Origin of the sequence: Sinorhizobium fredii (assembly GCF_002944405.1) — a bacterium.
Taxonomy (GTDB): Bacteria; Pseudomonadota; Alphaproteobacteria; order Rhizobiales; family Rhizobiaceae; genus Sinorhizobium; species Sinorhizobium fredii_C.
The window spans coordinates 2,076,938-2,092,215 of sequence record NZ_CP024307.1; the positions used below are offsets into that span (position 1 = coordinate 2,076,938).

The window sequence follows — 15,278 nt, forward strand, 5'->3', positions numbered from 1 at the left end:
GGCGTATGGCGCAGATGTCTTGCGCGTAGCTTGCGGGTCACCGCCCTGGTTGAGGGAGTCTATTGGTCCGAACCGGTCCAAATTAGGCGGCCATGAGCGGGCAATAGTAGTGAGGCGTATCCCTATGGCGACGAAGAAGAGCAACGAGTCGATCGACGAAAAGGCCTTCCAGGCTCTGGAAGCTGCCCTGAAGATCGATTTTGACGACCTGAAGTCGGCCTTGAACGACAAGAATTCCTTGGATGATCCGGAGGAAAAGGTGTCCGAGCCCAGCAGGAAGGCTGCCGCGTCCGAACATAAGCGCACCGGGAAGGACCAACCGGAAGCACAGAGGGCCCGGACGAGCGAGGCGCCTCGCAATCTTGCGCCGGAGCCCGCTCCGAAACAGCCGGCGCTTTCCCCGGCCAATGACGATACCCGCAGATCGCCCGCGGCAATGCTCCGCTCCCTCGAAGTCCGATCCAGCCGTGCGGCGATCCGTGTCGCGGCGCTGATCTCGCTGGTGTGGGCGCTTGCCGGGGTAGCGATCGGCCACCTCCTCTATGCGCCGCAGATCTGGCAGATACGCTCTCTCGGCGATCTCGCAGCCACGCCCGGTGCGATCGGCATCCTGATCGGCATTGCCTTGCCGGTCATGCTCTTCTTCTCCTTCGCGATCATGATTGCGCGTGCTCAGGAGCTGCGCAATGCGGCCCGCTCGATGGCCGAGGTCGCCCTGCGGCTGGCCGAACCGGAAACCGCGGCGGCCGACCGCGTCATGGCCGTCGGCCAGGCGGTCCGCCGCGAAGTGTCGGCGATGAACGAGGGCATCGAGCGCACCATTGCGCGGGCCACCGAACTGGAGGCGCTCGTCCATTCGGAAGTGAGCGCGCTCGAGCGCAGCTACAGCGAAAACGAACTGCGCGTTCGCACCCTCGTCCAGGAACTGGGGCTGGAGCGCGAAGCCATTGTCGGCCATTCCGAGCGGATCCGCTCCGCGATAGCCGGCGCGCACGGCAAGCTGAAAGACGACCTGGAACTCGCGAGCGAAGATATTGCCTCTCGTATCGCCCTGTCCGGCGAAGCCTTTGCATCGCTGATCGATACGCGGGCCGCAGCCCTCAGCGAAAAATCTGACCATGCACTGCAAAGCCTCGGCAGCATGCTGGATACCCGCACGGAGGCGCTGCTTTCCGGCCTGACGAATGCCGGAGTGACGCTCAGCAAGGAGTTCGATGTTCGCCTCGATGCGCTTAGCGAGAATCTGACAAAGCGCGGCGAACAATTGCTGAGCCAGTTCGAAACCCGTGCGTCGACGCTGGATGCGAATACCGAAAAGCTGAACAACGCCCTCAACGAGCGCGCCCGCCAGCTCAACGAGACTCTGATCGCGCGGACCCGCGACCTCAACGAAAGCTTGAATGTCGGCCAGCAGGCGATTGCCGGCGGCCTAGAGGACATGCTTTCGTCGCTCAATGCGGCCCTCGACGAGAAGGGCGCGAGTTTCCGCCAGAGCCTCAAGACGAGCGCCGACGACGCGATCATGGATCTGGACCTCCGCGGCGGCTTCTTCGAAGAGAAGCTGCAGACGACCGTCGGGCACCTCGCCACCGCCTTCGACGAACGCTTCCACGAATTCGCCAGCGCCTTCGACAAGCGGGCGGGCCTGCTCGATAGCAAGTTGATGGAGAGCCTGCACAGAATCAACGAAACCGTGTCCGGCGGCTCGGATGCGATCGGCACTGCCCTGGACAGCAGCGTCGAGAAGATCAGTTCGGCGCTTTCCGATCAGTCGCTGACGCTCGCCACCGCACTTGGCGCAACGCAGGACTTCATCGAAGAGACGATCGGCAGCCGCACATCGGAGCTCAGCAACCTCATCGGCGATGCGCACAGCCGCATCGAGGGCGTGCTCTCCGATAAGACCAGTTCGCTGATGGGCGCTCTGACGCAGGCACAGGAGCGGATCGAAGGCGGCTTCGGCCAGCGTGCCGATGCCCTCGCCAACGCGCTGACGACAAGCGAGCAGCGCCTGACGGAAGGTCTTGATTCCCGGACGTCGGCCTTCATCGACGGCCTGCAATCTGCCCATACGCGCATCGAGCAGACGCTCATGGGCTCCACCGACGAGATCACCAGCGCGATTGCCGCGAGCCAGCATCGGCTGGACAACACGCTTTCGGAGCGCACTGCCGCGCTTTCAGCCGCGCTCACCTCCGGCGCTAGCGCGCTCGAGGACGCGGTCGGCGGCACCGCTGACCGGCTGGAGCGCGTTCTCTCTGAACGTGGCCAGACGATCTCCGCAGCCCTCACCAGTCAGACGACAACGCTGGAAGGGGTGCTGTCGGAGCGCAGCCAGGCGATCGCCGACACGCTCGCCAGCCAAACGGCCGCCCTCGACGGGGTACTCTCCGAGCGCGCCGCGCAAATCAACACGACCATGTCGACACGCGCGACCGAGATGGCCGACACGCTCAGCCGCCATGCCGAAGACGTCGCCGACAACCTGACCTTCCGCGCGATGGCTGTCGCCGAAACGATGACCGACCGGGTCGGCGAGATCGAGACCAAGCTTTCGCAGAGCGTCTCCGAAGTCGCGGAAAATCTTGGCGGCCGCGTAAGCCAGATCGCCGATACGCTCACCGATACGAGTGCACGGATCGCCGAGGATCTCAGCAGCCGCGTCGGCAAGATTTCCGACTCGCTGGCGGGAACCAGCGCCGAGATCGCCGAGGCGCTTACTGCCCGCACCACGGAAGCAACGGCCTCGCTTGCCGGCAGGGCGGCGGAGATAGAGCAGACGCTCTCCGGCAGGGCCGACCATCTGCGCGAGACGCTGACGACGACGCACGAGCAGATCCGCGCGACGCTCGACGGTCGCATCAAGGCGATCGACCTCGCCGTCGGCCAGGGCCGCGAACAGCTGGAAGAGTTGCTGTCCGACCAGTCAATGGCGATGGCGACGACGCTGGCGACGAGCGCCAGCATGCTCGAAATGTCGCTCGAGGAGCGGCAAGCCGCGATCGCCGCCGCGCTTGAGCGCGGCGCCGAAGCGCTCTCCGCCCGGACGTCGGAAGCGACCGCGTCGCTTGCCGGCAAGGCGGCCGAGATCGACCAGGCGCTCTCCGGCAAGACCGCACAGCTGCGCTCCACCCTCGACGAGCAGGTCGACAGGATCAACCTCGCCGTCGGCCAGGGCCGCGAACGGTTGGAAGAGCTGCTGACCGACCAGTCGATGGGCATCGCGACGACGCTGGCGACGAGCGCCAGCATGCTCGAAATGTCGCTGGAAGAGCGGCAGAACTCGATCGCCGGCGCGATCAATCGCGGCACCGAAGCGCTCGATGCGCGCATGCGCTCGACGACCGGCAACATTGCCGAGCGCCTCGCCGAGACAGCAGACCAGATCAGCCTCGCGGCCGATACTCTGACAAACCGCGTCGACATTTCGCTCAACGGCATCAACAGCCGTCTCGACGAAACCGGCACAAGGATCGAATCGCGCTTCGCGTCGCTCGAAGACCGCATTCGCGGCGGCGTCAGCAATGTCAGCGCGATTGTCGACGACACCGGCGGCCGCATCGATATGACGCTCGGCTCTCTCGAAGATCGTGTCCGCGACAGCGTCAGCACCGTCAGCGCCGTCGTCGACGACACGGGCGGCCGCATTGAATCGACGCTCGGCTCCCTCGAAAATCGCATTCGCGACAGCGTCGACACCGTCAGCAGCATTGTCGGCGATACGGGCGGCCGCATCGAAACGACGCTTGGTTCCCTCGAAAATCGCATCCGCGACAGCGTCGGCAGCGTGAACGCCATCGTCGACGCTGCCGGACAGCGGATCACGGAAAGCCTTGCGGGGCGCGCCGGCGAAATCGACCGGATCAGCGAGACCGCGGCAGCCCGGATCACCTCCGCCATGGACGATGGGACCGGCCGGATCGCCTCCGCGATGGAGGCTGGTGCAGGCCGCATCGAGGAGCGCCTCGGGACGATGGACCGTGCCCTCACCATAGGTCTCGAAAACGTCAACCGCACGATCGAAGGCAAGGCGGCAGCGCTCGTCACGAGCCTGCGTGGCGCCGTCAGCGATGCTGCCCAGGAGATCGACGCGGAAGCTGCACGCTCGGCAGAGCTGCTCTCCAAGGCCGGTGCTGATTTCGCCAGCGCCTTGGCTGCCCGCAACGCCGAATTCGCCAATTCAATCGAATCGACCGCCTCGGCGACGGCGACACGCCATGCCGAACTTGCCCGGTCGGTCACGGAGGCCGCCGAATCCGCCTCGGCACAGCTCGCCTCGACCACGGATCAGATCGCCAGCCATACGGCGAGCATCCAGCAGAGCCTGACGGACGCGGAAAAGGCGCTTGATGCACGCGGCCAGTCGATCCGCAGCACACTCGACGACAGCACCCGCGAACTGAATTCCATGCTCGCCGGCCGCTCGCTCGAACTCACCCGTCTCCTCGACGAGCAGGCGCGTCCGGTCATCGAGCAATACGCGGCAACGGGCAAGGAAGCCGCCGCGCGCATCGCCGCCCTCACCCAGGAGAGCGCCGACCGGCTGCGAGCGGAGAACGCCGCCCTCGTCGACGCCATTACGGAGCGGACAAGCGAAACGCTCGAGGCGATCTCGCTGCGGGCGGAAGAAACCGCCAAGGCGATGAAGATGGTCGAGAACCGCCTCCAATCGACGGCCATGGGGCTGATCGACCAGCTCGCGACCAACAATTCCGCCATCGCATCGGTCATCGAGCAGGCTAACGGCAGCCTCGGGGACATGGACCAGCGCCTGGAGGCAGCCGCAGCGAAGGTTTCGGAATCCACACGGCATGCATCCGACATGTTGTCCAGTTCCACCCGCCTCATCGAAGGTCGCGTCGACAAGCTCTCGGATATCGCCTCATCGACGCTCTCGCAGATCGGCGGCATCGTCGGCCGCTTCGAGGATCACTCCAAGGTGCTCGGCCAGGCGTCCAATCTGCTGGCCGCAGCCCAGTCGAACCTGGTCAGCACGCTCGAGGAGCGCCAGGACGCCCTGCGCACGCTCTCCGTCGGTCTTGTCCAGCGTTCGGAGGAGATCGAGCGCACCATGCGCGCGCTCGAGGGCTTCGTCGACGGTGCCTTCCAGCGCGCCGAGGAGCGCTCCGGTCAGGTCGCCGGCAACCTTCGCAACGGCGTCCAGTCGTCCTTTGCCGATGTCGGCCGGCTTCTGTCGAGCACCGAGCAACGGGCCGCGGAAGCGGCCGAGGCCATGCGCAACACTCTCGCCGAGGCGGGCGGCGAGGCTGCCGCCTCCGTGGAGGGCGTGTTCGCGCGCGCCGAAGAGCGGTCGCGCCAGATCGCCCAGACGCTGCGCACCGGCGTCGAAACCTCAATCGCCGGCGCGAACGAGGCGCTGTCCGGGGTCGAAGGCCGTGCTCACAGCGCCTCCGAGGCGTTGCGCCAGGCCATCGCCAAGGCCGGCGACGAAGCGAGCCAGGCGCTCGAAGGTGCCTTTTCCAGTGCCGAGCAGCGCGCCAAGGAGGCGGCTGCCCGCCTGCGCGGCAGCATCGGGGCTTCGGTCTCCGATGTTGAGCGGATGCTGGCGGAAAGCGGCAAGAAGTCGGATGGCGTTGCCACGCAGTTGCGCGAGGCCGTCCGCCAGGCGATCGACGAAGCGATCAGCCGCTTCAGCGGCGCGACCGACGACATCCGCCGCTCCGCCGGCGAGATCCGCAAGGAACTCGACATGACCCGCGAGGAGTTGAAGCGCGGCGCTTTCGACCTGCCGGAAGAGGCCAAGGAGAATGCCGCGGTGATGCGGCGTGCCGTCGCCGAGCAGATCAAGGCGCTGCAGGAGCTCTCCGAAATCATCGGCAAGTCTTCGACGCATCTCGAGGTCGCCCAGCCGGTGCGCCAGCAGCCGGCGCTGGCTGCGCCCGCCCCCGTTGCTCAGGCGCCCGTCGCACCGCCGCAGCCCGTGGTGCAGCAACAACCGGCAATCCAGCAACAGCCGGCGGTCCAGCAACCTGCCGCGCCGAGCCCTGCGCTGCGTGGCAGCCTGGGTCTCGAGCAGGCCACGCGTCCCTTGCAGCCCGCCCGTCCGTCGGCCGCCGAAGAGCGCGTCGAGGAAGGTGGCGGCTGGATGCGGGATCTGCTGCGCGCCGCCTCCCGCGAGGAAGAGCCGCAGCCCGCGCGTCCTCGGCCGGCCGAAAGCCAGCCCGTGGCCCGCACCGGAGACAGCCGCAATCCGCGTCACGTGGTGGAATCGCTGAACTCGCTCTCGGTCGATATTGCCCGGGCGATCGACCACGACGCCTCGGTCGAGCTGTGGCGCCGCTACCAGCGCGGCGAGCGGGATGTCTTCACCCGCAGGCTCTATACGCTGAAGGGGCAGCAGACCTTCGACGAGATCAAGCGCAAGTATGATCGCGAGCCGGAGTTCCGCACCGCCGTGGACCGCTACATCGCCGACTTCGAAAAGCTGCTTGCCGATGTGGCGCGCAACGATCCGGACAAGCGCATCACCCAGACCTACCTGACGTCCGATACCGGCAAGGTCTATACGATGCTCGCCCATGCCGCCGGCCGCTTCAGCTGAAGCTCAACTGAAATTAATGCCGAAGATCATCACGGCCCCGCCGCAAGGCGGGGCCTTTTTCTTGCGAAAACCACAGACCGGTCGCTGAGCAGCATGGCAGACCGGTCTGATGCTCTCTACAGTGAGCGTGAACAGTCCGGCCATTTTCTGTAATCTGTCAGCATCGCATCCTGGCGCCAGCTCGTAGCGTGTAAAGAGACAGTTGGAATTCCGGCGCCTGCAGACAGGAGGCGGATATGAAGCCGCGAATCAAAGTCCTGACACTTGCCGTGAACGATCTCGAACGGTCCCTCGCCTTCTATCGCGACGGCCTGGGCCTGCCCACCGAGGGGATCATCGGTGAGGAGTTCGAAGACGGAGCTGTCGTCTTCTTCCATATGGGTGACGACCTGATCCTGGCGCTCTATCCGGCGTCTTCGCTTTCAAAGGATGCGAAGATCAGCGTGACGCAGGCGCGTCTCGGCGCCGTGTCGATCGGCCATATCGTCAATTCCAAAGAAGAGGTCGACAGCATCATGAAGCAGGCTGCGGAGGTCGGCGCCATCATCACCGATCCAGCGTCCGATCGTTTCTGGGGCGGCTACTCGGGTTATTTCCATGATCCGGACGGACATTTGTGGGAGATCGCCTGGAATCCGCAATGGACGGTCAAGGACTGAAGCGTCCCGATCAGTATGGTAAGCACATGGATGAGGGCGACGAGCAGCCGCCGAATCCGACAGCGCTGCTGGCTCTGACACCCCGCGGGAAAGGCTCCATACAAAAAGGTCCCGGTTTGCACCGGGACCTTTCAATGACGCGCTCTGGCAATGCCAGCTCCGATCAATGTTCCTTGTTGGCGTAGACCGACTTCTTCGTCAGATAGATCAGGCCGGTGAAGATCAGCAGGAACACCATGACCATGAAGCCGGTACGCTTGCGGTCTTCGAGATGCGGCTCTGCGGCCCACATCAGGAAAGCCGAGACGTCCCTGGCATACTGGTCCACCGTCTGCGGCGCACCGTCGTCATAGGTGACCTGATCGTCGGAGAGCGGCTTCGCCATCGCCAGCGCCGAGGCGCTCACGAAGTACGGATTGTAGTGCGTCCCTTCGGCCACCTGGACGCCTTCCGGCGGATCCTGGTAACCCGTCAGCAGCGCGTGGATATAGTCCGGACCGCCTTCCTGGTAGGGCCAGAAGATGTCGAAGACGAATTGCGGGAACCCGCGCTCGACGCCGCGCGCCTTGGCGATCAGCGAGAAGTCCGGCGGGGCGGCACCGTTATTGGCGGCCGCTGCGGCTTCCTTGTTCGGGAACGGCGACGGGAAGTAGTCGGAGGGAACGGCCTTGCGCGTGAACATCTCGCCGTCGGCGTTCGGGCCGTCCTGCACCTCGTAGTTCGCCGCGAAGGCCTTCACCTGAGCTTCTGAATAGCCGAGGTCTTCAAGGGTGCGGAAGGGCACGAGGCTCATCGAGTGGCAGGCAGAACAGACTTCGGCATAGACCTTGAGACCGCGCTGCAGCTGCCCTTTGTCGTAATGGCCGAAGAGGCCGCCGAAGGTCCAGTCCTGCTGGACCGGCTTGTGGATCGGATAGTGCGGCGTCGCGCCTGCCGCATGCTCGCCGCCAGCTTCCTCGCCCTGGGCCAGAGCCGCGCCCAGACCGAGACCGGCGACGACAGCGAGTGACAGAATGCCTGTAACAAGCTTTTTCATTGTTGTGAGTTCCTTATCAATCGCTGTTCCGGTCAGGCGTGCGCGGTTTTCGGCTGCGCCTTGGCATTCTGCTTCTCCAGCACCGCCTCGGTGATGGAGTTCGGAATGCGCTTCGGCGTTTCGATCAGGCCGAGGAGCGGCATGATGACGAGGAAGAAACCGAAGTAGTACAGCGTGCCGAGCTGCGACAGGACGACGTAGAGGCCTTCTGCCGGGCGGGAACCGAGCCAGCCGAGCATGATGGCGTTGGCGACGAAGATCCAGAAGAACAGCTTGTACCAGGGGCGGTAGACGGCGGAACGGACCTTGGACGTGTCGAGCCAGGGCAGGAAGAACAGAACGATGATCGAACCGAACATCACCAGAACGCCGCCGAGCTTGGAGTCGATCGGGCCGATATTGAAGGTGATGGCGCGCAGCATCGCGTAGAACGGCAGGTAGTACCATTCCGGAACGATGTGAGCCGGGGTCTTCAGCGCGTCGGCCGGGATGTAGTTGTCCGGATGGCCGAGATAGTTCGGCATGTAGAAGACGAACCAGGCATAGACGATGAGGAAGATCGAAACGCCGAGTGCATCCTTGAGCGTCGCATAGGGCGTGAAGGCCACGGTATCGGTCTTCGACTTCACTTCGACGCCGGTCGGGTTCGTCTGGCCGGTGACGTGCAGGGCCCAGATGTGCAGGACGACGACGCCGGCGATCATGAAGGGCAGCAGGTAGTGCAGCGAGAAGAAGCGGTTCAGCGTCGGCTGGTCGACGGCAAAGCCGCCAAGCAGGAACTGCTGAATCCACTCACCCACCAGCGGGAAGGCCGAGAAGAAGCCGGTGATAACCGTTGCGCCCCAGAAGGACATCTGACCCCAGGGCAGAACATAGCCCATGAAGCCGGTCGCCATCATCAGGAGATAGATGACGACGCCGAGTATCCAAAGGATCTCGCGCGGCGCCTTGTAAGAGCCGTAATAAAGGCCACGGGCGATGTGCAGGTAGACCGCGATGAAGAAGAAGGATGCGCCGTTGGCGTGCAGATAGCGCAGCAGCCAGCCATGGTTGACGTCGCGCATGATCTTTTCGACCGAGTTGAACGCAACGCTCGTTTCGGCTGCATAGTGCATCGCCAGCACGATACCCGTCAGGATCTGTACGATCAGCATCACCGACAGCATCGCGCCGAAGGTATAGGCGTAGTTCAGGTTGCGCGGCACCGGATAGGAGACGAACGAGTCGTGAACGAGGCGCGGCAGCGGAAGACGGGAATCAACCCACTTCTCTATGCCTGTCGTGGGCGTGTAGGTTGAATGTTCAGCACTCATTATCAGTAGTCCCCTCAACCGATCTTGATAACTGTGTCGGAAACGAACGAGAAGGTCGGCACGGCGAGGTTCTCCGGTGCCGGGCCCTTGCGGATGCGGCCGGCCGTATCGTAGTGCGACCCGTGGCAGGGACAGAACCAGCCGCCGAAATCACCGGCCTGGCCGAGCGGCACGCAGCCGAGATGGGTGCAGGAGCCGATCATCACGATCCAGTTTTCCTTGCCCTCGCCGGCGGAGCGATCGAGATCGGTCGCCTGCGCATCGGTGGCGAGGTTGGCGTTGCGGGCGACCGGGTCCTTGAGCTCTTCGAGCGGCACGGCCTTCGCATCCTCGACTTCCTTGTCGGTGCGGTTGCGGATGAAGACCGGCTTGCCGCGCCACTTCGCCGTCAGTGACATCCCCGGCTGAAGGCTCGAAACGTCGACCTCGATCGAAGCCAGCGCAAGCGTCGATGCATCCGGGCGCATCTGATCGATGAACGGCCAGGCCGCCGCGCCGGCGCCGACAACGCCGGCCATGCCCGTTGCCAGATACAGGAAATCGCGGCGAGTGGGCTCGCCCAAGGTCTCGCTTGAAGTGTCGTGTTCGCTCACGGCTAAACCATCCTCTCACGCAATGTGCGGAAACCGCATCCGCCCCCGGCGCGTTTCGGTCCCTTTTCCCAGGTCTCGGAGCGCACCCTATCCTCTTGCTGGCCCCCTGCACGGCTTGCCACGGCAAGTCTCGGTACGGATGCCAGAATCCGGAGAATCCTGCACGCAGAATCCCCACCAATCCGGCGCGTTCTATGCTCGATCGCGAATTATGTCCAGCCTTCACAGGAGGAGGTGGGCAGATTGTCGCGGGGGAAAGAGGCAGCCAATGAGCACAAGGGCTTGGCACGGTCGAAGGGCACGTCGGAGCCCCCTATTCGGCCGCTTCCTCCTGGGCGATGAAGCCGCCGGATTGGCGCGCCCAAAGTTCCGCATAGAGGCCGCCGCGGGCGATCAGCTCGGCGTGGCTGCCGTCCTCGACGATACGTCCGCGGTCCACCACCACCAGACGGTCAAGCGCTGCGATCGTCGACAATCTGTGAGCGATGGCGAGCACCGTCTTGCCCTGCATCAGACGCTCCAGATTGGACTGGATGGCTGCCTCCACTTCCGAATCGAGCGCCGAGGTCGCTTCGTCGAGAACAAGGATCGGCGCGTCCTTGAGCATCACGCGGGCGATCGCAATCCGCTGCCGCTGGCCGCCGGAAAGCTTGACGCCACGCTCGCCGACATGGGCATCGAATCCCTTGCGGCCGCGCTGGTCCTGCAGATTGACGATGAAGTCATAGGCTTCCGCCTTGCGCGCCGCTTCGATCAGCTGCTCGTCCGTCGCGCCCGGCCTTCCGAAAAGAATATTGTCGCGGATCGACCGATGCAGAAGCGAGGTGTCCTGGCTGACCATGCCGATCTGGGCGCGCAGCGATTCCTGGCGGACCGTGGCGATATCCTGCCCGTCGATCAGGATCCGACCTCCCTCGAGGTCGTAGAAGCGCAGCAGCAGGTTGACGAGGGTCGACTTGCCGGCGCCCGAGCGGCCGACGATGCCGACTTTCTCGCCGGGGCGGACGGACAGGGAGAACTCATCGATCACCCCGCCGCCCTTGCCGTAGTGAAACGACACCCGCTCGAACCGGATCTCCGGCCGTTTGACTTCGAGATCGAGCGCCCCGGGCCTGTCGACGAGGCCGATCGGCTGCGAGACGAGCTCGGCCGAATTCTGGATCGTGCCGATATTGCGCATGATGGCGTTGAACTGCGACATCATCCGCCCGAGCAGCATGTTGAGGCGCAGCACGAGCGCCAGCGTGAAGGCAACCGCCCCCGAACTCACCATTCCCGCAAGCCATAGATGAACCGAGTAGACGGCGATCGCCGCGATCATCAGCCCGGAAAGCAGCGCCTGGGAGGCCCGCACACCCGTCAGCAGGCGGGTAAAGGGGATTACCGCACCCTGAAAGCGGTCAAAGCCGGCGCGGATATAGCGGTCATTCTCCTCGTCGCTGCCGAAGAGCTTCAGCGTCTGGATATTCGAATAGGCATCGACCATGCGGCCGTTGAGCATCGACGCCATTTCCGCGGTGTCGCGGGCGTGCTTGCGGACGCGCGGAACGAAATAGCGGGCGAGCGAAAGGAAGATGGCGATCCAGAAGGCCACCATCGCCGCCAGCCGCCAATCGAGCTGGGCGACCAGTGCCATGGTCGACGCCGTGTAGATGACGATGAACCAGATGACCTGCAGCAGCGAGACGATCAGGTCGCTCGTCGCCTGCGCGCCCGACCAGACCTTGGTGACGATGCGGCCGGAAAAATCGTTCTGAAAGAAGGTGAGCGATTGCCGGGCGACGTGGACATAGGACTGCCAGCGGACAAGGTTGAGGAAGCCGGTGATGATCGCCTGCTCCTCGACCAGAGCCGCGAGCGCTACGGCCAGGAAGCGGAACACCAGCACCGTCAACAGCATGAAGAGCAGTTCCGGACCGTTGGAGGCGATCAGTCCGCTCCATCCGTCCTGTGGCCGGATGGTATCGAGCACGTCCACAAGCCGGCCGACGAAATAGAAGAGCCCCGCCTCGAGCATGGCAACCAGCCCACCGAGCGCTGCCATGGCAAGGAACGGACCCTTTGCCTGGCTTGCATAGAACCATGCGAAGCCCCAGAGCGACCTTGGCGGCTGCAGCCGGTCGCGCGGCGCGAAGGGCTTGATCCAATTCTCGAAGATAGTGACGATGGCGCGCAGCATTGTTCAGATAATAGGGGGCTGAGGACGGACGGCAATCGGTTTCCGCCGGCCCATCGATTACAAATGCGTAAGCTTTGATCCGAGCGAAAAGCGCAACGTGGCGGCAGATTACTCCGCCGCCTCCTCCTTTTCGGCGTCGTCGGCGATGAAGCCGCCGGACTGACGCGACCAGAGGTCGGCGTAGAGGCCGCCTTTGGCGACAAGCTCGGCATGCGAGCCGGTCTCCACGATCCGTCCCGCTTCGAGAACCACCAGACGGTCCATTTCCGTCAGTGTCGACAGGCGGTGGGCGATGGCGATCACCGTCTTGCCGGCCATCAGGGCGAAGAGGTTCTCCTGGATCGCCGCCTCCACCTCGGAATCGAGCGCCGATGTCGCCTCATCGAGAATGAGGATCGGCGCATCCTTGAGGAAGACCCGGGCAATGGCAATCCTCTGCCGTTGGCCTCCCGAGAGCTTCACTCCCCGTTCGCCGACCTGCGCGTCCAGCCCTCGCCTGCCGAGGTTGTCCTCGAGCATCTGGATGAACTCCCAGGCATTCGCCTTCTTGGCAGCGGCGATGACCTGCGCATCCGTCGCCTCCGGGTGTCCATAGGCGATGTTGTCGCGAATGGAGCGGTGCAGCAGCGACGTATCCTGCGTGACGACGCCGATCTGAGAACGCAGGCTGTCCTGGGTGACGGCGGAAATATTCTTGCCGTCGATCCGGATCACGCCGTCCTCCAGGTCGTAGAAGCGCAGCAGCAGGTTCATCAGCGTCGTCTTGCCGGCGCCCGAGCGGCCGACGAGGCCGATCTTCTCGCCGGGGCGAATCTCGAGCGACAGCCGATCGATGACGCCCTTTGCCTTGCCGTAGTGGAAGCGCACGTCCTCGAAACGGATCGCGCCCTTCTCAGCCTTCAACGGCGCCGCATTCGGCTCATCGACGATGTCGTGTGCCTTGGTCATCATGCCCATGCCGTCATAGACAGTGCCGATATTCTCGAACAATGCCGAGACTTCCCACATGATCCATTGCGACATGCCGTTGATGCGCATCGCGAGCCCAATCGCGACGGCGATCGCGCCGACCGAGATCGCGCTGGTCAGCCACAGATAGATGCCCAGCGCACCGACGGCGAAGAGCGCCACGCAGTTGTTCGCGTAGACGCAGATGTGGAACAGCGTCACCTTGCGCATCTGGCGGTAGACGGTGGCGAGGAACTCCTCCATGCCGGCGCGCGCATAGGTCTCCTCCCGCCCCGCATGCGAGAAGAGTTTTACCGTGCTGATATTCGTGTAGCTGTCGACGATCCGACCCGTCATCATGGACCGGGCATCCGCCTGCTCCTTGGAAATCTTCTGCAGGCGCGGCACGAAGGTGCTGACGATCACGACATAGACGGCGAGCCAGATGGCGAGCGGCGCGACGAGGCGTAAGTCGGCTGCGGCGACGACGACCAGCATCGTCGTGAAGTAGCTCACGACATAGACGAAGACGTCGAGGATCTTCATCACCGTCTCGCGAACCGCAAGCGACGTCTGCATCACCTTCGTTGCCACGCGCCCGGCGAACTCGTTGGCGAAGAAGGTCATGCTCTGCCGAAGCAGGTAGCGGTGCATCTGCCAGCGGGCGATCATCGGATAATTGCCGAGCAGCACCTGGTGCATGATGAATGAATCGAGCGCCACAAGGCCCGGGAGGCCGATGAGGATCAGGGCTCCCATCCAGGCGAGCTTGCCTCCCTCGGTGGCGAGAAAGGTTTCGCGCTCGGCATTGGACAGCCAATCCACCACATTGCCGAGGAATTGAAACAGCGCCACCTCGCCGATCGCGATCAGCATGGTGCAGACCGCCATGATCAACAGCCACGGCGCCGCCGGCTTGGTGTAGTGCCAGCAGAAGGCAAAGAGACCCTTCGGCGGAAGCCTGGGCTCTTCCGTCGGGTAAGGATTGAGGCGGGATTCAAACCAGCCGAACATTATCCAAGCTCCTTCAGATAGTTTGAAGGAAGGCGGGTCGCCCCGCATTCTTTATTTTTGAGAAATCACGGTCCAGAGATGACGCCTCGAGCCGAGCTCCACTCCGGGACCGGAGCGCGTCATTCGATCGATAGAAGGAAAAGGCGCGGAACCGGCTAGGCCTGGGAAGGCCAGGCTACAGGATGGAGGCGTGTCAACATCAATACCGTCATGCATGCCTCCGTCGGTTCGCGTTGAAGAGACTTGACCTTTACCCTCAATCGCGCTGCCGCGCCAGATTGTCGCAGTCACTTTCTTGCCTGTCTCTCCGTCGACGCTCGGCCTGTTGCCATTTTGGCACAAATTAGAGAGGTGAAATTCATCCGCGCCGAATGTACGCCACCGCAGCCGACCGGGCTGTGGATCAAGGACCAAATCGATGCCATACGACGTCTCGCGCCTGCCCCTTTGATCATACGCCGTCGACGAAAGCCCATGAACGAACTCCGCATCGCCCTCTATCAGCCGGACATTCCGGGCAACACCGGCACAATCCTGCGTCTCGCTGCCTGCCTCGGACTGGCCGTCGACATCATCGAGCCGGCGGGCTTCGATCTCTCCGACCGCAATCTCAAGCGCGCCGGCATGGACTATATCGCGGCGGTCACGCTCACCCGCCATGTCAACTGGGAGCACTTTGAAACATGGCGGGCGGAAAGCGGCCGGCGGCTGGTGCTCGCTTCCACAAAGGCCGCCGAGCCCTATACGCGTTTCGACTTCCAGCCCGACGACGTTCTGCTCTTCGGCCGGGAAAGCGCCGGCGTGCCCGATCATGTGCATGACCGTGCCGACGCCCGCATCCTCATTCCGATGGCGCCGGGCCAGCGTTCGCTCAACATCGCCATCGCCACCGCGATGGTAGTCGGCGAGGCGATGCGGCAGACCGGCGCGTTCTGAGACGTCAATGAGTGCCTTGCGGCGTCCTATCTCGTCGG

Annotated in this window: 8 protein-coding genes; 3 read left to right on the plus strand and 5 right to left on the minus strand. The window is 63.8% G+C overall.

All coding sequences use genetic code 11. The annotated features are described in order from the left end of the window. Positions 1-124 precede the first annotated feature (124 nt). Positions 125-6,562, plus strand: coding sequence for an apolipoprotein A-IV repeat region-like domain-containing protein (locus NXT3_RS10315; RefSeq protein WP_104839290.1), 6,438 nt, complete (start codon positions 125-127; stop codon positions 6,560-6,562). A 236-nt stretch (positions 6,563-6,798) separates the two neighbouring features. After that, positions 6,799-7,221 (plus strand): VOC family protein, encoded by a 423-nt coding sequence (locus NXT3_RS10320; RefSeq protein WP_104839291.1) that lies wholly within the window; start codon positions 6,799-6,801, stop codon positions 7,219-7,221. 163 nt (positions 7,222-7,384) lie between these two features. Here the strand turns inward: NXT3_RS10320 and NXT3_RS10325 are convergent, their stop codons facing one another. The 5 genes from NXT3_RS10325 to NXT3_RS10345 form a co-directional block, all read right to left on the minus strand. After that, positions 7,385-8,257: a cytochrome c1 gene (locus tag NXT3_RS10325; protein ID WP_037424369.1), complete on the minus strand. Its 873-nt coding sequence runs from the start codon at positions 8,255-8,257 to the stop codon at positions 7,385-7,387. A gap of 32 nt (positions 8,258-8,289) precedes the next feature. Beyond that, positions 8,290-9,570 (minus strand): cytochrome b, encoded by a 1,281-nt coding sequence (locus NXT3_RS10330; protein WP_037386053.1) that lies wholly within the window; start codon positions 9,568-9,570, stop codon positions 8,290-8,292. Positions 9,571-9,584: 14 nt separating this feature from the next. Next, positions 9,585-10,163 (minus strand): ubiquinol-cytochrome c reductase iron-sulfur subunit, encoded by a 579-nt coding sequence (petA, locus tag NXT3_RS10335; RefSeq protein ID WP_037424367.1) that lies wholly within the window; start codon positions 10,161-10,163, stop codon positions 9,585-9,587. A 313-nt stretch (positions 10,164-10,476) separates the two neighbouring features. Next, complete coding sequence (locus NXT3_RS10340; protein WP_037424365.1) at positions 10,477-12,342, minus strand: ABC transporter ATP-binding protein; 1,866 nt, start codon at positions 12,340-12,342, stop codon at positions 10,477-10,479. Positions 12,343-12,450: 108 nt separating this feature from the next. After that, entirely contained in the window at positions 12,451-14,304 is a 1,854-nt protein-coding gene (locus tag NXT3_RS10345; RefSeq protein WP_097524867.1) for an ABC transporter ATP-binding protein, read from the minus strand. A gap of 474 nt (positions 14,305-14,778) precedes the next feature. Here NXT3_RS10345 and NXT3_RS10350 point away from each other — a divergent pair, with 474 nt between their 5' ends. Continuing rightward, positions 14,779-15,240: a tRNA (cytidine(34)-2'-O)-methyltransferase gene (locus tag NXT3_RS10350; RefSeq protein ID WP_097524868.1), complete on the plus strand. Its 462-nt coding sequence runs from the start codon at positions 14,779-14,781 to the stop codon at positions 15,238-15,240. Positions 15,241-15,278: the final 38 nt, after the last annotated feature.

Bases quoted from the DNA above. Each gene is read 5' to 3' on its own strand.
- NXT3_RS10315 (WP_104839290.1), top strand. From the start codon at position 125: ATGGCGACGAAGAAGAGCAACGAGTCGATCGACGAAAAGGCCTTCCAG.
- NXT3_RS10320 (WP_104839291.1), top strand. From the start codon at position 6,799: ATGAAGCCGCGAATCAAAGTCCTGACACTTGCCGTGAACGATCTCGAA.
- NXT3_RS10325 (WP_037424369.1), bottom strand. From the start codon at position 8,257: ATGAAAAAGCTTGTTACAGGCATTCTGTCACTCGCTGTCGTCGCCGGT.
- NXT3_RS10330 (WP_037386053.1), bottom strand. From the start codon at position 9,570: ATGAGTGCTGAACATTCAACCTACACGCCCACGACAGGCATAGAGAAG.
- NXT3_RS10340 (WP_037424365.1), bottom strand. From the start codon at position 12,342: ATGCTGCGCGCCATCGTCACTATCTTCGAGAATTGGATCAAGCCCTTC.
- NXT3_RS10345 (WP_097524867.1), bottom strand. From the start codon at position 14,304: ATGTTCGGCTGGTTTGAATCCCGCCTCAATCCTTACCCGACGGAAGAG.
- NXT3_RS10350 (WP_097524868.1), top strand. From the start codon at position 14,779: ATGAACGAACTCCGCATCGCCCTCTATCAGCCGGACATTCCGGGCAAC.